At 41.2% G+C, this 19,583-nt stretch carries 20 protein-coding genes and 1 tRNA gene; 10 read left to right on the top strand and 11 right to left on the bottom strand.

Annotated elements, in window-relative coordinates; genetic code table 11:
• Positions 1-66 precede the first annotated feature (66 nt).
• The 3 genes from AC59IL_RS23105 to AC59IL_RS23095 all read left to right on the top strand — a co-directional run bounded on the left by AC59IL_RS23105 (position 67) and on the right by AC59IL_RS23095 (position 1,962).
• Positions 67-804, top strand: coding sequence for a DUF4339 domain-containing protein (locus AC59IL_RS23105; protein ID WP_496554567.1), 738 nt, complete (start codon positions 67-69; stop codon positions 802-804).
• A gap of 59 nt (positions 805-863) precedes the next feature.
• On the top strand, positions 864-1,445 hold the full coding sequence (locus tag AC59IL_RS23100) for a Crp/Fnr family transcriptional regulator (RefSeq protein WP_496554566.1): 582 nt from the start codon (positions 864-866) through the stop codon (positions 1,443-1,445).
• Between the two features lie 61 nt (positions 1,446-1,506).
• Positions 1,507-1,962: a hypothetical protein gene (locus AC59IL_RS23095; protein WP_496554565.1), complete on the top strand. Its 456-nt coding sequence runs from the start codon at positions 1,507-1,509 to the stop codon at positions 1,960-1,962.
• A 5-nt stretch (positions 1,963-1,967) separates the two neighbouring features.
• On the opposite strand, the gene AC59IL_RS23090 is transcribed toward AC59IL_RS23095, so the two are convergent.
• Genes AC59IL_RS23090 through nagA form a run of 4 tightly spaced genes read right to left on the bottom strand, consistent with a single transcriptional unit; the run spans position 1,968 to position 6,637 of the window.
• Entirely contained in the window at positions 1,968-3,065 is a 1,098-nt protein-coding gene (locus AC59IL_RS23090; protein WP_496554564.1) for an alpha/beta hydrolase, read from the bottom strand.
• A 26-nt stretch (positions 3,066-3,091) separates the two neighbouring features.
• A complete protein-coding gene (locus AC59IL_RS23085) occupies positions 3,092-4,633 on the bottom strand; it encodes a beta-N-acetylhexosaminidase (protein WP_496554563.1) in 1,542 nt (513 codons plus the stop codon).
• Positions 4,630-5,394, bottom strand: a complete 765-nt coding sequence (locus tag AC59IL_RS23080; RefSeq protein ID WP_496554562.1) for a 6-phosphogluconolactonase — start codon at positions 5,392-5,394, stop codon at positions 4,630-4,632. Before AC59IL_RS23080 ends, AC59IL_RS23085 begins: the two co-directional genes overlap by 4 nt.
• A gap of 25 nt (positions 5,395-5,419) precedes the next feature.
• Complete coding sequence (gene nagA / locus AC59IL_RS23075; RefSeq protein WP_496554561.1) at positions 5,420-6,637, bottom strand: N-acetylglucosamine-6-phosphate deacetylase; 1,218 nt, start codon at positions 6,635-6,637, stop codon at positions 5,420-5,422.
• A gap of 178 nt (positions 6,638-6,815) precedes the next feature.
• Here nagA and AC59IL_RS23070 point away from each other — a divergent pair, with 178 nt between their 5' ends.
• The 4 genes from AC59IL_RS23070 to AC59IL_RS23055 all read left to right on the top strand — a co-directional run bounded on the left by AC59IL_RS23070 (position 6,816) and on the right by AC59IL_RS23055 (position 10,061).
• The gene (locus tag AC59IL_RS23070; RefSeq protein WP_496554560.1) at positions 6,816-7,802 is read left to right on the top strand and encodes a DUF2157 domain-containing protein; all 987 of its coding nucleotides are present in this window, start codon (positions 6,816-6,818) and stop codon (positions 7,800-7,802) included.
• Positions 7,789-8,958, top strand: a complete 1,170-nt coding sequence (locus AC59IL_RS23065; protein ID WP_496554559.1) for a hypothetical protein — start codon at positions 7,789-7,791, stop codon at positions 8,956-8,958. The genes AC59IL_RS23070 and AC59IL_RS23065 overlap by 14 nt, the downstream gene beginning before the upstream one ends.
• A gap of 168 nt (positions 8,959-9,126) precedes the next feature.
• Positions 9,127-9,489 (top strand): cupredoxin domain-containing protein, encoded by a 363-nt coding sequence (locus tag AC59IL_RS23060; protein WP_496554558.1) that lies wholly within the window; start codon positions 9,127-9,129, stop codon positions 9,487-9,489.
• Positions 9,490-9,527: 38 nt separating this feature from the next.
• Positions 9,528-10,061 (top strand): YceI family protein, encoded by a 534-nt coding sequence (locus AC59IL_RS23055; protein WP_496554557.1) that lies wholly within the window; start codon positions 9,528-9,530, stop codon positions 10,059-10,061.
• On the opposite strand, the gene AC59IL_RS23050 is transcribed toward AC59IL_RS23055, so the two are convergent.
• The 6 genes from AC59IL_RS23050 to AC59IL_RS23025 all read right to left on the bottom strand — a co-directional run bounded on the left by AC59IL_RS23050 (position 9,986) and on the right by AC59IL_RS23025 (position 15,183).
• The gene (locus AC59IL_RS23050; RefSeq protein WP_496554556.1) at positions 9,986-11,932 is read right to left on the bottom strand and encodes an alpha/beta fold hydrolase; all 1,947 of its coding nucleotides are present in this window, start codon (positions 11,930-11,932) and stop codon (positions 9,986-9,988) included. The two genes, AC59IL_RS23055 and AC59IL_RS23050, sit on opposite strands and share 76 nt — an antisense overlap.
• A 116-nt stretch (positions 11,933-12,048) precedes the next feature.
• Positions 12,049-13,653, bottom strand: coding sequence for a hypothetical protein (locus tag AC59IL_RS23045; RefSeq protein ID WP_496554555.1), 1,605 nt, complete (start codon positions 13,651-13,653; stop codon positions 12,049-12,051).
• A 313-nt stretch (positions 13,654-13,966) separates the two neighbouring features.
• Positions 13,967-14,161, bottom strand: a complete 195-nt coding sequence (locus AC59IL_RS23040) for a hypothetical protein (protein ID WP_496554554.1) — start codon at positions 14,159-14,161, stop codon at positions 13,967-13,969.
• Positions 14,162-14,273: 112 nt separating this feature from the next.
• On the bottom strand, positions 14,274-14,576 hold the full coding sequence (locus AC59IL_RS23035; RefSeq protein WP_496554553.1) for a type II toxin-antitoxin system RelE/ParE family toxin: 303 nt from the start codon (positions 14,574-14,576) through the stop codon (positions 14,274-14,276).
• Positions 14,573-14,815, bottom strand: a complete 243-nt coding sequence (locus AC59IL_RS23030) for a type II toxin-antitoxin system ParD family antitoxin (RefSeq protein ID WP_407748455.1) — start codon at positions 14,813-14,815, stop codon at positions 14,573-14,575. The genes AC59IL_RS23035 and AC59IL_RS23030 overlap by 4 nt, the downstream gene beginning before the upstream one ends.
• 293 nt (positions 14,816-15,108) lie before the next feature.
• Positions 15,109-15,183, bottom strand: a tRNA-Val gene (locus AC59IL_RS23025).
• 174 nt (positions 15,184-15,357) lie between these two features.
• On the opposite strand from AC59IL_RS23025, the gene AC59IL_RS23020 reads away from it, so the two are divergent.
• Positions 15,358-16,215, top strand: coding sequence for a dienelactone hydrolase family protein (locus AC59IL_RS23020; protein ID WP_496554552.1), 858 nt, complete (start codon positions 15,358-15,360; stop codon positions 16,213-16,215).
• An 82-nt stretch (positions 16,216-16,297) separates the two neighbouring features.
• On the opposite strand, the gene AC59IL_RS23015 is transcribed toward AC59IL_RS23020, so the two are convergent.
• Positions 16,298-17,524, bottom strand: a complete 1,227-nt coding sequence (locus AC59IL_RS23015) for a proline dehydrogenase family protein (protein WP_496554551.1) — start codon at positions 17,522-17,524, stop codon at positions 16,298-16,300.
• Positions 17,525-17,780: 256 nt separating this feature from the next.
• Between AC59IL_RS23015 and AC59IL_RS23010 the strand changes: the two genes are divergently transcribed.
• Positions 17,781-18,878, top strand: coding sequence for a mandelate racemase/muconate lactonizing enzyme family protein (locus AC59IL_RS23010; RefSeq protein ID WP_496554550.1), 1,098 nt, complete (start codon positions 17,781-17,783; stop codon positions 18,876-18,878).
• 139 nt (positions 18,879-19,017) lie between these two features.
• Positions 19,018-19,536, top strand: coding sequence for an acyl-CoA thioesterase (locus tag AC59IL_RS23005; RefSeq protein WP_496554549.1), 519 nt, complete (start codon positions 19,018-19,020; stop codon positions 19,534-19,536).
• Positions 19,537-19,583: the final 47 nt, after the last annotated feature.

Below are 19,583 nucleotides of genomic sequence, written 5' to 3'. Positions count from 1 at the left end.
GGGCACAAAAAAAAATCTATTTTAGCGATTCGTGCAGAAGTCCAATATACCTGAAAATCCGACATTATGAAAAAGTTCTATGTGCATGATGGAAATACGAAGCAAGGTCCTTTTGATGCTACCCAGCTCAAACAACAAAATATTTCAAAAGATACCCTCGTGTGGCACGACGGGCTTACAGAATGGGCTGTAGCCGGAAAAGTTGACGATCTTAAGGAATTGTTTACCCCCGAACCACCCGCGCTGACCCTCAAACCCGAACCATCGACCTGGCCGCATAATTTACGAACAGATCATAGGAGAAATCCGATGCGGCAAAGAAATTCCAAACTGCGTTGGATTTTGCTGATTCCAATAATTTTATTAATGGGCGTAATGGCCGCTTTGTATAAGCAGGATGCAAATGCAACCATTCAATCGGCCCCGAAAGAAGCAGAAAAAGAAAACCGTGCAGCATCTGCAGGCAACGCTGCCAATAGCGACGAAAGCCTGAAAAGAAAGATCAGGAACAATATCAGGGTCTATGTAAAAGCAGAAAACAATACCTATCAGCACAGCAGGTTAGGAGGAATTTCTGATTTAGAAATAACTGTTAATAATACTACCGATTATACGCTTGATAAAGTACATGTTAAAATAACCTATATCAAAGCCAATGGAGGAATATGGGATACGAAGTATGAAGATTTTTTTTCCATTAAGCCCAATTCTTCTTTAACCCATAAAATTGCCGACACCAAACGCGGCACCAGTGTTGCATATGAAATTGCTTCGATTAAATCAAAATCTTTGGGATTGAATTAAGGGAGCAGCGCCATAAAACCATGGTGCCTGATTGTATAGAGAAGGTGTAAATTTGAGCAATGGAGCTCCTTATCAAAAATATTAAACCATTTTTTGAGCTATCTAAACACAGTTTGGACGTTATATTACCTTATTTTTCGAAGATCGAATACAAAAAAGGTGATGAGCTGATACGCATTGGCAGACATTGCCAGTCGCTGTATTTAATTGAACAGGGATATTGCAGGGCTTACAATATACAGAATGATGCAGAAGTGAATCTCAATTTTTATTTTGAATATGAAACGGTCACTAATATAAACAGCTACATTTTTGACATTCCTTCCAATTTTACAATTGTTGCCTGTGAACCGATGATCGTGTATAAAATTGATAAGCCGCATTTGCTGGCTGCCATACAACAATCACCCGAAATTGGCTTAGCCGGCCAAAAGAACTTACAATTAATAGCTGCGAAACAGGAAAGGCAATTACAACTGTACCGCATATTAACGGCAAAAAAACGGTACGAATTTTTAGAAAAGAACGAACCTGCCTTACTACAACGGGTCCCCATATCACAATTAGCCTCTTACCTGGGCATAAAAAGAGAAACGTTAAGCCGCATCAGAAACAAAAGAATGAAGCAAGGCATTTTGTGATCTTTATCACAGGTACCTATCAATAATGGTTGCCAAATTTGTATTTCAAAGTACAAATTATATGACAGCATATTATTATTATCTCATTGTTCATCTTTCGGCATTCGCATTGTTTACAGGCACCTTCGTAGCCAATATGATCACTTTTAATCAAATATGGCAATCCGCTGAAAAAGATGAACCCATTGCAAAAGCTTTATTTACTACAACCGGCAAATATGCCCGGTTAATGGGCATTTCATTAGCGTTTATTGTTACAGCCGGTATTTTAATGATGAGCCAGATGCACAAAGTATACGGCAGTCAGTTATGGATGCGATTAAAGATTGCATTAGTAGTTATATTAATAATATTAAGGATAATGACCGTGAGGAGTAGTAAAAGGCTTGAAAACAAAATCTATGGCAAATCAGCAATTTCATTCGATGACATAAAAAAGAGAATAGTCATCTTACATTTGATTCAGCTGATCATTGTTGCCGTTATTATCGTATTAAGTGTAATGAAGTTTAATTAGAACTTTCATTCCTTCCTGATAAAAACATATTCCTTTTTATCTTCCGGAACTGCAACCAATACTGATTTATTATTCTCTTTTTTAAATGTAAAAAGTATCCGTTCGTTTTCAACCATAAACCAGGTTGTTTTGCTCATAGGAAGCAACTGAGTTGGAATTTCACCGGCCCTTTGCCATTGCCAGTATAGTTTATTCTTATCGGTAAATATCAATACATTGGGCAATGATGTGTCTTTACTTATATAATTGCCCTTGTATTGATTAAAAATAACAGGATCAACCGTTATTGCATCGTGCCGTTCACAATAACCAAAGGCAATTGCATTTTGCATAACCTGGGCCAATGCAGCGCCATGATTAGCACCCGGTGTAAAATCTTTCCTGATGGAGAGGCCCGGGCATTTGCGTGACAGTAAATAATCTGCAAATGAATCAATGTTCTTTACCACCTCCTTTTCATAACTACCCACCCCTATAAAAACTTTACTCTTTAAATCTTTATGATCTTTAAAATATTGTTTCGCAGCAGGCATCAGTAGGCTTCCATTATTGCCGGGAGCGCCAATAAAAACCTTATCAAATAAATCAGGACGGTTAAACAGAATATAGGTAGTAAACATGCCACCCATAGAATATCCATAAATAGCCTTTTCTTTATTAGTGCGGTATTTTTTATCAATAAAAGGCATTACCTCTTTTTCAATGAATGCTAAAAAAGCAGGTCCCCCGGTTCCGGGATCAAGATCCCGAAAACGTTGATTTTTTCCTTTGCCATACCCTATTCCAACAATCAATGGTTCATGGGTAATATAATCCTGTCGCAACATGCTAAAGCAATTCATGGCCACTGTCATATTCCAGTCGCCATCCGTCATATACAAAACCGGCAATTGTATATTACTGGTATCATATGCAGCCGTTCTCAAAACATACAATGTATAATCCTCACCAATAGCAGCAGCATGAATAGACCAGGTATCAATGTTTTTCAGATAAAAAGGACCCAAAGAATCAGGTTCTTTGGATACAGTTTGCGCCCCTGCCTGTAAATTAAAAAACAAGTAGTTCAACAGCAGCAGTAAACATTGCCTTTGAAAGTTCATGGTATGATTTATTTAGTTTAGGTATTTCATCTTATTTTGCCCAACCGGTCATAAAGCAGCTGAAGCTTTATGTTGCGGTACTGGTTTGCCTGTTTTAATTCAGATACATAAAAGCTATTTTTATTGAGTGCAATAAATCGTTGGTCGAGCAATGAGGCTGTTGCCATCAATGCCCGTAACTTTTGAATCAGGGGAAAAATTTCTGACTGCGTAAGAGAGCCGACATTCACCTGCTTTTCAATTTGCAAAAAACGAATATATTGAACACGGATATCGGCCATCAGCCTGTACTGCTTAAACTCTTCTATATTTTTTAATGGTTTCAGTTTGTGAAATACGTTAGCCGCTTTTGTAACGCTGTCGGCTAATGTTGCCAGTGAAAGCGGAACAGGGCTTTTTACTATACCATTTTCTACTTCATATGGCGTTATTTTCAACGCCTGCCAAAAGTCCCTGCCCTGCACCTGGGTAAATCCATACGTTTTTGCACAATAGTCAACAATAAATGCTTCTGTATTCAACGGTTCGGAAGCAGCAATGCTTTTCATAAACGCTGCCAGCAATATATTGAACCCAGTAATGGGATACACCTGTCTTATAGCATACAACTGGCTCAAATTATCTTCCGATTCATACAGGTAAGAGTACGCACCTGAGGTAGACCACGAGGTCATTACAATTCCTTTATATCCTAATTGTCTGGCTACGGGAACAAAGTCCCTGATATTATTGAAATGCTTTTCCCATTGAGTCAAAAAATAATTATCCGGACTGCTTCTTAAAGCCGGCGCACCCCATATTTCAAAACCGCTTTCAACCAGTTTTTGATGATCGCCAAACCTGTTCAGCACCCATCCATAATTCCAGTCTACAAATATGGTTTCCTTTGGCAGTAACTGCAGGGCTTCGGGGTATTTCAAGGCAATATCAGCCCAAAGAACGGGACGCTTTCCCAACCGCATCACAATTCGGCAAAGCATGTTTATGTAATCAATGTACAATTTCGATATGCCTTCTTTCTCTGCCTTTGCCCGGCACCTGGCACAATGGCCCAGCAACCAGGTTTCATCTCCCCCGATATGAATATAACGTGATGTATGAGCTGCAGCCAGTTCGGTATACAAATCGGTAAATAAAGCACTATCGCCATCTGTTTGAAGCGGACAAACCTGTGAAAGTTCCTTTACATCTTCGCGCAATGCGGCATACTGGTAATGACGCAATATATACTCCACGTGCCCAAAGCTTTGCTGCAAAGGAATTACATCAATGCCCAACTGGTTGCAAAAAGTAACAAACGAATTGATTTCACTTTTTGTATAAGCATACCGGTTAGCAATCAATGGATGTTTTAGGTAAGGATATGTAGCTTCATATTCCAATATCAGCGTGTTAATACCACCCTGCTGTAACCGTTTAACAAAAATTTTTAACGCCGGCATGGTCATTACCTGTATACGCAAATCGAGATGAAAAGCTTTTACGGTAAAATCATGCGTTGCTGCTGTTTGCCCCGGCGCCTGGTTAAAAATAAAAATCAGCAATACAAAAAATAACCGGTTTTTCATAGTTGAATCATTTTATTGCTGTCATTATCTATGAACAACCGCACCCCTTTATGTTTTCTTAAAATAGTAGAAGGATATTGTTCGGTAACAGCGCTGTTGATAGTGTGGTAAACCGCTTTTGCTTTTCTTTCGCCCGGTACCATGCAGAATATATATTTGCCCTTCACCAAAGCAGGCACGGTTAAGGTAATGGCCCGCGTGGGCACCTGCTGCAGCGATGAAAAACAATTATCGTTTACCTGTTGCTGACGGCAGTCTTCATCCAACTTTACAATCTTTACTGTTTCGGGGTCATTAAAATCAGCTACCGGCGGATCATTGAAGGCGATATGATTATTTTCGCCGATGCCCATACACACAATATCGATGGGAAATTTTTTGAGCAGGTCACTGTACCTGGTACATTCATCAATCAGATCGGGTGCGTTGCCATTTATATAATGCACCGCTTTACAGGATACTTTTTCGAACAAATGTTTTTTAAGATAACCGGCAAACGTTTGATCTGAACCAGCCGGCAGCCCTATATATTCATCCATATGAAAGGCATTGATACAATGCCAGGGAACCGTTTCTTCCAATAAAGCACTGAGGAACTCATTTTGAGAAGGAGCTGCTGCAAATACAATATTTATTAAGGGCTGCACCTGCAAAAGATGGTGGATGGTTTTCGCAAGGGCTGTAGCAGCTGCGGCACCCAACAGTATCCTGTTATCGCATATATTAATAACCAGATTTTCTTTAACTATTTCCCGGGACATAGTCATTTATTTAGATACTGTTACTTTATAGTGTCGTTTTCTGATTGTTTGTACCTGTTCTGTCATAAACAATCCGGCCACCGATGATAGTCATATAAACATCAACCTGTTCGTCGATAATCACTATGTCGGCATCTTTTCCGGCCGTTAATGATCCCTTTCTGTTGGCAATGCCCATGATTTCAGCCGGCGTACTGGTCATCATCCTCACCGCGTCGCACAAAGGCACACCGGCCAGCAACACCATATTCCGCACCAGCCGGTTGGCAGTAGCCACACTACCGGCAAATGAGCTACGGTCGGGTAATTTTGCTACGTCATCTTCAATGATAACCCGCAACCCGTTTTGTTTGCTTCCCAGTATACTTTCCCCCGGCGGCATACCGGCACCCCGCATGGCATCTGTAATCAGGGCCGTTTTATCGGCCCCTTTAATTTTGTATACCAGCTTTAACAGGGGTGGTGGCAGGTGTACGCCGTCGGCAATAATTTCAACTGTCATTTCATCAATCAAAAATGCACTTTCAACGGCTCCTGCATAACGCATCGTTCCTCTTCGGGTAACGCCCGACATAGCTGAATACAAATGAGTGGCATGGGTATACCCTCTTTCAAAGGCTTCCAGCACTTCTTCATAAACAGCATCAGTATGGGCCAATGCCGCCAGAATGCCTTTTGACCGCAGGTAGTCGGCAAATTCAAGAGCTCCTGTCAATTCAGGAGCAGCGCTCCAGCGGGTAATAACATTCGAACGGGATAGAATATTCATATACTCATCAGGATCGGGATTGCGAATATACCGGGGGTCCTGCGCTCCGCGCTGGTTCATGGCGAAATAAGGCCCTTCGAGGTGCATGCCTATAAATTCAGATCCTGTTTTATTTTTACTATGCGCCTGTTCATATGCCTTCAATACCTGTAACAGAGTTTGTTTGTCGCCGCTAAGTGTAGTGGGGGTCATGGAAGTGGTGCCATAGCGGGCATGTAAACCGGCAGCCTGCAAAAAAGCATCTGCAGTTCCATCCATAAAATCAGCATCGCCGCCGCCGTGTACGTGTATATCTATAAAGCCCGGCGCAATGTATTTTCCGCCTGCATCAATGGTGAGCGCACCCGGTACTTCTATATCCCGCTCAGCAATAGCAGTGATTTTATTTCCCGTAATCAATAAAGTAGCGCCGTTGATGATACGATAAGGCGTGATGACCCGCCCATTAAAAATTTTAATTGGTTGTATATTCATGCCCTCATCATTTAAATAGCCGGCCGGGATCTTTGAGGAGTTAATTGTATGAAGATATGAATTGATTAAATCACCCTAACATTAAACAGAGATTTTGTGGCCACCTGCGCCTTTGCAATTACGCATACTATCAATAATAAAAGAATTATATTTACTTTCTGTTAACAAACCTTACATCGTGAACATACCTTTATTTGAACAATTACACAAAGAGGGACTAATCTCTGAATTATCTCTTCAAAAAGTAAAGCAAAAGGCAAATTCCGGTCTTTTTTCCGTGCACTGGGAACTGAAAACCATTTTATATCTCGGCATTTTATTACTTACAGGCGGACTGGGTATATTAATCTATAAAAACATTGATACTATCGGACATCAGGCTATACTGGCAGCTATAGGGCTATTATGTATAGGATGCTTCTTTTACTGTGAACGTAAAAAACCTCCCTTTGCTACAACCAAAGTACCCGCACCTAATTCTTATTTTGATTATATACTCTTACTGGGATGCCTGACCCTTATCACTTTTATAACCTACCTGCAGGTACAATACACCGTTTTTGGAAATGCTTATGGACTGGCCACGTTTATTCCTATGGTCATCTTATTTTTTTGTGCTTATTATTTCGATCATTTAGGTGTTTTAAGCATGGCAATAGCCAATCTTGCCGCATGGATGGGCATAGCTATAAAACCACTCAGTATAATTAATGAGAACAATTTTGATGATGCCGGGATCATTTTTGCAGGGCTATTATTAGGAGTGGCGCTTAATGTAATAGCCTGGGGCAGCAAACAGCGAAATATAAAAGCTCATTTCTGTTTTACATACACCAACTTTGGAATGAATATATTGTTCATCGCCTGCCTGGCAGGAATGATTCACTTCGACAACTTATATGCGCTTTGGCTGTTACCACTGGCAGGCATTGTATTCTATTTCTATAAAAAATCGATCGCTGAGGCTTCCTTTTATTTTATGCTGATGCTAACACTCTACGGGTATATTGGTATCAGTTATGTGATGATACAACTGATGCTACATGGAGTGCAGGACATTGGCATAATTTACCTTATATTAATGTATTTTATCTTCTCAGGCGCAGGGCTGATCGTATTTTTGACTAAGATGAACAAAAAACTAAAGCTTAATGATAGCATATAACCATAAATCTCTTGACCATTTATTAATAAACGAGGAAGCAAAATTTGCTTTAAATCATAATCTTATTTCTACAGAAGAAGCAGCGGGAATCGAAAAAACATATCCTGTAGGCCTATACTCGCCCAATTTATTCATACGTATAGGATTATTCCTGCTAACAGCAGTAATAGCCCTTATGGTTTTTGGTTTATTTTGCCTGGTGACTATGGTTGGTTCAGAGACAAAGTTTGGAATATTAGCGCTGGTTTTTTCTTTGTTGATATATGCGGCTTTGGAATTTTTAATTCGCGAAAAAAATCATTACCGTTCGGGAATGGACGATGCCATGATATGGTTAAGCATTGGGTTTATGGTATGCGCTGTTAACTTACTGTATCCTTCTATATCGTTTTTTGCCCAATCTGTATTAATCTTTATCCTTTCATCTTATTACCTGCTGCGATTTGGCAACGTGCTTATGGGTGGCCTTGCTTTTATTTCTTTTCTCGGCGTTTTATTTTATGGTGTTATTCCGTTGGGTAATATGGCAAAAACCGCAATGCCCTTTTTGCTCATGGCGATCTCCTTTTTTGTTTACCGGCTTATGAGGAAAAACAAGAACAATAACCGGTTGAGATATTATACAGATTGTTGTACACTTATAGAAATACTTGCGCTGATTATACTTTATGTTGCCGGAAATTATCTTGCAGTAAGAGAAGTAAGTAACATCATGTTTGATCTTAATTTGAAAGAAGGAGAATCTATACCCGGCGGATGGATTTTCTGGATACCGACAGTTTTAATTCCCGCTGTATATATCTTCAAAGGAATACAGAAGAAAGATGTTATTTTACTGCGAACAGGTTTGATATTGGTCGTTGCTATTGTAATAACCATCCGTTATTATCATCATATTGCTCCACTGGAAATAGCTATGAGCATAGGCGGCATTATAATGATTTTTATATCCTATCTTATTACAAAATACCTTACGCCCCCCAAGTATGGTTTTACACATGCCGAACCGAATGATCCAAATGTAACCGGATTGCTTCAGTTGGAGTCGTTGGTAGTTACTCAAACCTTCCATCAAACAACGGCCACTGAGCCTGATAACCATTTTGATTTTGGTGGGGGCAGCGGAGGAGGTGCCGGATCTACCGGTAATTATTGAGGCAAAAACAAAAAAGATAGTTAAAATTCCGGGCCCTCTACACCAACAGATTGTTCAATTATACGAAAAGCATACATTTTGCGCCTGATCCTGTAACAGCAATCCGGAATGCCTTTTCAAAGGGCAACTAATAGTTTTCATTACTCGTATTGTTATAAAACGATGTATATGAAAAAGCAATATTTTCTGCCATTGCTTATTTTCTTAGTATTGGCAGGCGCCCTTGCAAGTCATTGTAGTAAAGGGAGTTCGTCGGGGTCAACCATGAACAATACAAATACCGGCACTACCACGGTGACCATGCAAAACATGAGTTTCTCAGTAGCCAGTCTTACAGTAAAAGGAGGAACGACTGTTACCTGGACCAATAACGACAATACCACGCATACAGTTACCGCAGATGACAATAGTTTTAACAGTGGCGATATTACAGCAGGGCACTCCTTTTCGAAAACATTTAACACAACAGGTTCTTTTCCCTACCACTGTATTTACCATTCTACGATGAAAGCTACTGTCATCGTCAATTAGCCAATAAAAGCATCCGGGAATGAGTAATAAAAAAACATATGAAAATAAAACAAACGTTAGCAGCATCATTGATAATTACAGGATTGGTTTTAGCAGCGAATTGGAATGTGGATGCAGTAAATGCTAAAATTTTATTTAATGTAAAAGGTCCTTTTGGAACAGTACATGGTAATTTTTCGGGGTTGAAGGCAACCATCCGGTTTAGCGAAAATGACTTGCCGGGTAGTTCATTTTCTGCAAGCATTGAAGCAAAAACAATAAGTACGGGCATAGGTTTGCGCAACCACGACCTTCGAAAGGAAGTATGGTTAAATACTGATAAATACCCGCTGATCACCTTTCAATCCAGGAAAATTGAAAAAGCCGGTACGGGGTATAAAGCACTCGGTGATCTGACTATAAAAAGTACTACCAAACCTGTGGAAATATCTTTTACGTTCACTACTAAAGGAGATGCCGGCATTTTTAAAGGCCAGTTTTCTGTTAATCGCGAAGATTATAGTGTGGGCAGGGAAGGTGGAACAGTTGGTAAAATAGTGACAATTTTGCTGGAAGTGCCTGTTAAGAAATGACCTAATTTGTTATTAAAATCCTCAGGATTTTCCAAATTACTTACATGGCCTGCATTTTCAACAAAAGCCTGCTTTGCCGATGGAACCAGTTCCATTAATTTATTTTTCAGGTTTGCATCAGCCGTGCCCGTTAAAACCAATACAGGTACAGTAACATTGGTTTGTTTTAATTTTTCAATAACGGATGAGCCTAATAAGAATCTCGGTTCAACATGAAGTGGCTGCCAGGCATCCCACTTGTATATCATGTTCCAGACGGGTTCGCGTAATTTTGTAATTATTTGACCATTGCGGGTGGTAAGCGCGTTAAACCATGCAATCTTGTTATTGAAAACGCCCTTGCGTTTATAAACCTGAATTTCTTCCTCTCTTTTTGCTATTTCACTTTTTTTCCAGGGTGAAGCAGGGCCGGGAGACCCATACCATATATCGCCACTGGCCATGGTTGCCGACAACAACCTGTTCTGGTGCAGTACTAAAAAATCCGTGGCAATGAATCCGCCCATTGATAACCCAACAAGATGAGCCTTCTTAACCTTCAATACATTCATCAATTGCAACAGATCTTCTGCATGTGAACAGGACGAATATTCCCTGGGCATGGAAGAACGTCCATAGCCCCGCACATCATAACGGATTACGCGATATTTTTTGGCAAAGGCATAGAATTGCGGGTCCCACTCATAATGATCAAAAGAATGCCCATGAATAAAGATCAGCGGTTCCCCCTCTCCCAGCTCTTCGTAGAATAATTTTCCGTTGTCAACATTAATAAAGCCCCTTTTTACATTGGCATGTGCCGCATCGTTCAATACATCACGCGTCAATATGGGCAAAACGGGGCTCGCATAAAAAGAAGAGAACCCTTCTTTCATATCAGTTACTCTTGTGAGAAAAAAACCATACAAATTGTTTTTCTTATCAATCCATGGGTAAGCCCCCGCCCAGGAAGGGCTGCTGATAAGCGTCGCCTGCCCACTGTCATTCACTTCTTCACGCCATTCGCCCAAACCATAAATGTCTTTCCGGCCGGAGGCTCGCACATATTCAACAAATTCACCTGTATTCACACTGGCATTTCTTATTTGATCGGCCTGCATTTCATTAATAGCACGGGTACTCAAAATCCTTTTGCCATTAAACACACCTCCATTGAGGATCATTTGCAAAAAACGGCCATAATCATGTAATGAAGATCTCGCACCTCCACCAATCATTGGGTTATGTCCGGGTGTAGTATCCACCGGTGTAAAATGGGTCGACCTCATTCCAAGCGGGCCGGCAATCTTTTCCTGAAAAATGACTTCCCAACTTTTACCTGTTGCCAGTTCAGCCATGCGTCCCGCAACCTGCATTGCCAATCCACCATAACTAAATTTTGTTCCAGGCAAAGTGTCTGCGGGCAGTTCTACAATATTCGCAACGGCTTCATTTAATGTTTGGTAATCGTCACGGCGTTTCCCTTCGGGTTGATAACCGGGATAACCTGCGGTATGTGAAAACAACATGCGGAGCGTTGCATTTCCTTTAACATCAGTAAACGAAGGCAACCATTTTTTTACGCTGTCATCCCACGATAATTTTCCATCATCAACAACAGCGGCTATGGTAGCCGCTGCCAGCCATTTACCTGCCGATGCTATGAAAGCAACAGTACCTGTATCATAATTTCCAAAATAAGCTTCATAAATAACCTTGTTGTTCTTTGCAATAAGAATGGAAGCGCCATTATAATAACCTTCCCCGATCCAGGTTTTGATCTTAGAACGAATGGGTGAAAAATCGTATCGGTCTTTACTGGTCTTTTGTGCATACAAAAGTGAGTTAATTGATACGACAAAAAGGAGTACAAACAGGGTTTTATTTTTCATAACACAGCAAATCTTTAATCTGGGTCCGGAATCTTAAAACATCTTTGGTATTGCTCCAATTGATATTGTTCCCGTTCGCTTGATTAGTGCCATTTTAAAACTTTTATTTTCTTCGACTACTTCAGAATATAGAATATTCTTTCGACCGGCTGTGCGGTTTGAAGTTTAGGCTCAACGCTTCTTCCATATTGCCATGCAACCACCGTTACCTTAATTGGATACTTTGCACGGGGGGGAATTGAAGTCAACCTCAATTCACTACCTGATACTATTGCAGGTCCTTCCGCAACATAAAAAGAAACCGGAACGTTTGCCGTAGAATGTGCCTTTAATGCCACGGTTCTATTTTTCTTCATCTGATCCGGAATGGAATCAAAAATGATCTGCTGCTTTTCTCCTTCTTTATTCCATAATGGGAAACGCAGGTCGGCTTGTTGTACCATACTTTTATATTTTTCATCGCCATCATTCGTTGCAATCAGCCAAATATCGTTGGAGCGTTTGGGGTTATTAAACCCAACACGATCAAAATTGATTTGGAATGTTGAATCATTAATCTTTTTAACAGGTCCGGTAATCCTGCTTATTCGTAATTGAGTTCCTGCGTGATCACTTGCCGGTATCATTCCTGATGAATCAGCAAAAAATGCACTGACATGAAAAGTAATGCCATCACTTTCAGGATTAAATTTCAAATTATAGTTAGCATGTGATTTGGCTGGTTTTACAATTTCACCATTTTGAATGAATCCCAAATACTGTTTCTTCTTCCCTCTCGCTGCTGCATAATTTTTATTTGCAACATCACATATTTCTTTATTAAAACACCATGAAGAGAAATATCGATCACCATTATAATTTTTATAAGACGCTGAAGGTGCTATTGGTAAACTATCTTTTCTCCATCTATCCATCAGCCACCCATTGAAAATATCAATAAATGTTAATTCAGCAGGTTTATCCAAAGGCATTGAAGCAGGCAATCGATGCACAGCAGCTATTTTTATGTAAAGGGCAAGATATCTTACCAATGCATCAGAGTAATCAAAATGCCCATGGCCAGCATCACATAAAAATGTAATTGGCGTTTTTGGATGTTTACTCACATAATCAAAGCCAGGAGTGATTCTATCTTCCCACCACTCATATTCTCCCATCACAAAAAGCCCGGGCACCCCATCAATGTTTCTGCTTCCCCATTCAACATTTGGTCGTCCATATCCTGTAAGTTTTGTTTGAGGCGCATCTCCATGAACAGAAATAACAGCAAGTGTTCTTTTAGGATTCCACGCAGCAAAATTCCAGGGATAAGTTGCTGCGGCAGAATGCCCCAGGGGAACAACAGGAACAAACTCCAACTCTTTATAGCCCGATGAATCAGCAAGCTTCTTCATCATGTAATTGAAATCTTCACCTGCATCTTTGGCAAAATCGAAGTTCATATTGAGCATTGGCGAAACCCAAACAATGGCAAAACCAATTTCACTCATTGCTTTTCTAAAATCAGGATGCTCAAAAATGCCTTCTTCAATCATGTTGTGCTGTCCAACCACAACACCACGAACCTGCTTACAATCTTCAGGTATCCATAAAAAAGCAATGGGATGATCTTTTGTTTCATCAGAGACCACACTATCAACTGAAACTGACCATTGCCAAACCTGTGCAAATGATTTTAATGAGAAGAAAAACAAAAAGAGGATAGTGAATATTTTTTTCATTTACTTCTATAAATAAACGTTGTCAGAAAAAACATTATTCGCATCGCCGGTTGAAAACTATTCTCTGAAATCAATTCCCCCTACCTATTCGCCCACAAAAAGTCCTGCGTGGTTTACCAGGCATATCATCATTAATGCGGACGCCATTAATCAACAAATAGTTTAAGCCAGCCAGGCTAAAATAGCGCGAAAAATGTTAAGCAAAAATATTTAGCAGTTTTTATCGGGTCCAGCGTGTAATGCAGTTGATTTTTAGATGTAACTCATCGGTTCATGTGATGACAATACCTATACTGCCCATCCGCGCTTTACTTCACAAAAGTTCTGTTGCCAATACACTTAATTCTTCCCTATCAATAGACAATGCCGGCCCGGCGGCCAGCCAATGATTGAATTCAACAACTGTTTCGACATGGAGGTTGCAACGTAAGCTTTTCGCCGCTTGCTGGGGGATAACCTCAATATAAAAATCCCCTTTTTCTGCGAGACTTTTTAGCGTTGGGTTCAACTATCCAATAATGGAGTTAGTAAGTATGCCCGGAAGGTACACTATGTTTAAGATTTCTTTTTTGCGGTTGTGTAAACTTCACAAAAGACGCCTTAGCGGATCTGCACAGTCGTTATTCAGCTAGCCAATTGTCAATATCCATTCGTTCATGTAGAATTCTAATAATTTCAACAACATCATTAACGACCCGGCAAAATATTAAATGAGATTTGACTTTTGAGGCCCTATACTCTTTTCGCACATGATTCATAGATTTACCTGCATCTACATTCCTGCAAATGAAATTTATTTCATCAAAAATCAATGAATAGTACCGATCTGCCTGATCAATAGACCACTTTTCAACAGTATAAGCCCATATTTCTTCAAGGTCAGAAACTGCCTTTTTACTAATGACATATGGCAGCGATTTCATTTGATTTTATTATGCAGTTTTTTTAAGTGAGCCTTTGGATCGAAGTTCTTTTCGAATCCACTTGTTTCTCCCGTGGCAAGGGCCTTATTAAGCTGTTTCTTTTTAGATTCTTCTGATTCCAGAAGCCTTAAAGCTGTTCTGACTACTTCACTGGCGGAGCTATAACGACCGGAAGAGACTTCGTTATTAATGAACTCTTCAAAATGTTCACCCAGCAGGATGGAAGTATTACGTCCCATATTATTTATTTTCCATAAAAATACCAATTCTTGGTATTTTTTCCAAACGTCCTATTCTGCAAAAATCAGGGCCGTGGATACATGAAAATTCTTGATAACCAAGGCTTCCCGGCCCGGAACGTATCGCACATTAAAAGGTAGTGCTGCGGTTGATTAGTTCTTCAGTTACATATTAATTTCCAGCGGATTCGAACCAGTAAACAGTTCATTCTAAAGTCATAAAGAATCTTCGAAAGAACAATTTGATTGCATTAAACACAAAACCCGCTACAGGAGCGGGTTTTACAATTTCGTGGACTGTACTGGACTCGAACCAGTGACCCCTACTCTGTCAAAGTAATGCTCTGAACCAACTGAGCTAACAGTCCTTTTTACACTGATGAATATTGAACAATGAATGTCGAATGTAGAAATTTTATTCGGGATTTTATCATCTGTTACATTAGTTAAAATAAGATATTCTGTAAACCCGGCAATGCCGGCAACCGGTACAATGGTCAATTCGTTAACTTTAAGGAACTAATCACCTGTTAATCCTTTTTATGAACCAGGAAATTATAAACCTTTTCGACGAGTATACTCACAAGCCGCTCACCCGCGATGAATTTATTCGCCGGCTTGCCAAATTAACCGGTAGTATCGCTGCTGCCATGGCCGTATTGCCCATGCTTGAAGTGAATTATGCCCATGCGCAAACGGTACCGCCACAGGATGACCGCATTATTACCGAATATATTACTTATGCCGGTGATGATTGCACCATGAAAGGGTATGTGGCCAAACCCAAACAAAAAGGCAAATTCGGAAGTGTAGTGGTTATTCACGAAAACCGCGGTCTGAACCCGCATATCGAAGATGTTACCCGCCGTGTGGCATTAGCCGGGTACCTGGCGCTGGCGCCCGATGCATTATCGCCTTTGGGCGGCACTCCTGCCAATGAAGATGAGGCACGCAACTTATTTTCAAAACTGGATAATCAAAAAAACCTCAACAATTTTATAAAGGCATTCGATTATTTAAAATCGCGCGAAGAAAGTAATGGCAAAACCGGCTGCGTGGGATTTTGCTGGGGCGGCGGTTTAGCCAACCAGTTAGCCGTTCATGTGCCCGATCTGAAAGCAGCTGTGGCTTATTATGGCCGCCAGCCCGATGCAGTTGATGTACCAAAGATTAAAGCTGCTGTTCAATTGCATTACGGCGGGTTAGACGAACGTGTCAATGCAGGCATACCCGCCTATGAAGAGGCGCTTAAAAAAGCCGGCGTTAAATATGAATTGTATATTTACGAAGGCGCCCAACATGCCTTTAATAACGATACCGCACCCACGCGCTACAATGAAGCAGCCGCTAAATTAGCATGGGAAAGAACGTTAAAGCTATTTGGAGAAAAGTTGAAATGACGGTTGTGCAATCCGAATTTCAGGCACCTTGCTATTAATTAACAGGCCGAAGATTAAACCCAACAATCAAACCATCAATCCATCAAGCCATCTTCGAGCGCCGCTGCATCTCTTTTTTGATCAGTGCCAGCTCCCTGCCGGTTTGTCCTGATACCGATGAATTTTCCTGTGCCCTGCGCATGAGGTAAGGAACCACATCCTGAATGGGACCAAAAGGCAAATACTTGCTAACAGAAAATCCGGCTTTGGCCAAATTGAAGGTAATGTTATCGCTCATGCCGAACAATTGCGAAAAATGAACATGCGCATGATCATGTGGCAATCCTTTCTTATCGAGTAATTGAGTTGTATACAGGTTACTATATTCATTATGCGAAGCTACTATCAGCGCTACCTGATCGAGGTGATCTGTACAAAATTCAAGGGCAGCATTGTAATCGCGGTCGGTAGCTGTTTTATCGGGCTGAATGGGCGATGCATAGTTCATTTCCCGGGCACGTTCGCGCTCTTTTTCCATATAGGCGCCGCGCACCAGTTTGGCGCCCAGTATAAAACCTTTTGCCCGGGCAGTAGCAAAACTGTCTTTTAAAAACTGCAGCCTGTCGTGCCGGTATAATTGCAGTGTATTATAAATAACAACCTGTTTGCGGTTATACCGTTCCATCATTTGCATGGTCAGCGCATCTACCGGGTCCTGTATCCAGCTTTCTTCCGCATCAATTAAAACGCCAATTCCTTTTACGGCAGCCGCTTCGCAAATGCGAACGATACGTTGCTCAACCCGTTGCCATTCGGCTTTTTCTTCAGCCGATAATACTTCGGTATGCACTTTTCCTTCGAACCCGCTTTTGCCATTTGCTGCCGCATCCAGCTTTTCGAGCAGGGCAAACCGGGCAATACCGGTCACCTTTACACTCATAAAAGGAATGTTGGGTTGCGTGGCAGCATAATTAATAACCTTTATAAATTCTTCGCAGGCGTGATCAAAATTTTCTTCTCCGTCCTTGCCTTCTACCCCATAATCCAATATCACCTGTACATTAAACTGTTTCAGTTTGGCGGCCACCCTGGCTGTTTCGGCCAGTGTTTCGCCGCCTACAAATTGTTCAAATATGGTGTTGCGAATAAGTCCTTTTACGGGCAAACCGGCCTGAATGGCCCAGGGAGTTAACTTTATTCCCAGGTTTACAAGGGTCTGGTACCCCATGCTCGAAAACAAAAACCGGGCTTTTTTCAGCTCTTTATCAGATTTGTAAGCAAATGCATTTTCGGTGTTATCAAAGGAAACAGAGGATATAGTTTGAACCATAATTGCTAACGAATGTTAGCCGCGAAGATAAAACTTTACAGAACAGGAAACAAGACGAAGGATGCTGATTGAAGTCAGCCTTCCCGAACCGGAATACCTTGTGCCTTGTTCCATTTTTTGTTATCAGCTACCGGTTTCCGGGCAAACCGGCAACCGGTAACTGGTACCCGGTAACCGGCAACTGGTAACCGGCAACAGTTTATGCCGATTCCTGCCGGTTTTCCTGTGCCTTGTAACTTGTATATTGTGCCTCATTATGAGAATACTACACACCGATATATGGAAATTCAGCATTCCCATGCATCCTTTTACCATAGCCACAGGCACTATGCATTTCGCGCAGAATATTTTCATCAGGGTGCATACCGATGCCGGAATTTACGGCGTGGGTGAATGTTCGGCTTTTCCTATGATCGCCGGAGAAACACAGGCTACCTGTTTTGAAATGGCTAAAGATTTTGCGGCCATCTGGAAAAACAAAGATGCCACTGCCATTGATGAACGCATGCAGGAGCTGCACAACTATACCGCCTTTAACGCTACTATAAAAAGCGCCTTTGATATGGCCTTATACGACCTGGCCGCCAAAGCAGCCAATAAACCGTTGTATCAGTGGCTGGGTGGCGAAAAAAAGCAACCCGAAACCGATTTAACCATTGGCATCGATACGCCGGTCAATATGGCCAAAACTGCCGTTGATTTTGTGCAACGCGGTGTACGCATCATCAAAATAAAACTGGGTAAAAATGCAACTGATGATGTAGAACGGGTTCGTCGTATTCGTGAAGCAGTGGGCGAATCGATTACCTTACGAATTGATGCCAACCAGGGTTGGACCTACGACGATGCCTTGTATGCGTTAACAGCTATGCAGCCTTTTAATATTCAGTTTTGCGAACAGCCCATGCGGTATTGGGATGATGATAAATTACCCGCGCTTGTTCAACAATCGCCCATTAAGATTATGGCCGATGAAAGCGTATTTGATCATCACGATGCGCTGCGCATTATCAAAGCCAAAGCCTGCGATTATGTAAATATAAAATTCGCCAAATCGGGCGGTATACTCGAAGCAATAAAGATCCATGCCGTTTGCAAACAGCATCAAATTCCCTGTATGATAGGTGGCATGCTCGAAAGCCGGGTGGCATTAACGGCCTTTGCGCATTTTGCATTGTGCCACGACAATATACTTTTTTACGATATGGATACCTGCATGCTTGGCCACAAAACCGATCCGGTAACAGGTGGTGTGCAATACAAAGGTTTCTTTTTAGATGTACCTGATGCGCCGGGGATTGGCGCTGATGCAGATGACGCTTTTTTGCAGCAGCTCGAACATATACTTGTTTAATGGTTTTATTGTTCGATGACTGTTGTCTCCGAAATTCAGGACATTCCGCCATTCAATTAACAGGTTCAAAATTGAACAGCCCAACTATCAAACCATTAAACAATCGAACCATCTATTATCTTTGCGCCAAACTTTTACAATGGAACAGTTGTCGAAAACTGCCAAAGAATCTTCTGTTATAATGACCGAACTGGTTTTACCCAACGATACCAATACTTTTGGTAACCTGATGGGCGGCCGGCTGATGTACTGGATGGATATTGCGGCAGCGCTCGCAGCCATGAAGCATTGCGGTGCTCCGGTGGTTACAGCCTCTGTAGATAATATCTCATTCGAAAATCCTATTAAACTGGGAAATGTAGTGCATATTGAAGCGCGCGTATCCCGCGCTTTTAATACTTCAATGGAAGTGCATATGAGTGTATGGGGTGAAGATGCCATTCACCAGTATAAATACAAAAGCAATGAAGCGTATTATACATTCGTATCGCTCGATCCCAATGGCAAACCCCGCACTGTACCGCCGCTTGTTCCCGAAACAGATGAAGAAAAGAAATTGTTTGAGGGCGCTTTAAGAAGAAGACAGCTGCGATTGATTTTGGGAGGTAAAATGCAGCCGAATGATGCTACGGAACTGAAGGCGTTGTTTGTGAAATAAATTTGAAAATTTGAAAATGTGCTAATTTGAAAATGGGTAGCCGGATG

Source organism: Niastella sp. sgz303648, assembly GCF_059587045.1.
The sequence above is the reverse complement of the archived record's forward strand: the minus strand, read 5'-3'. Positions and strand labels throughout refer to the sequence as shown.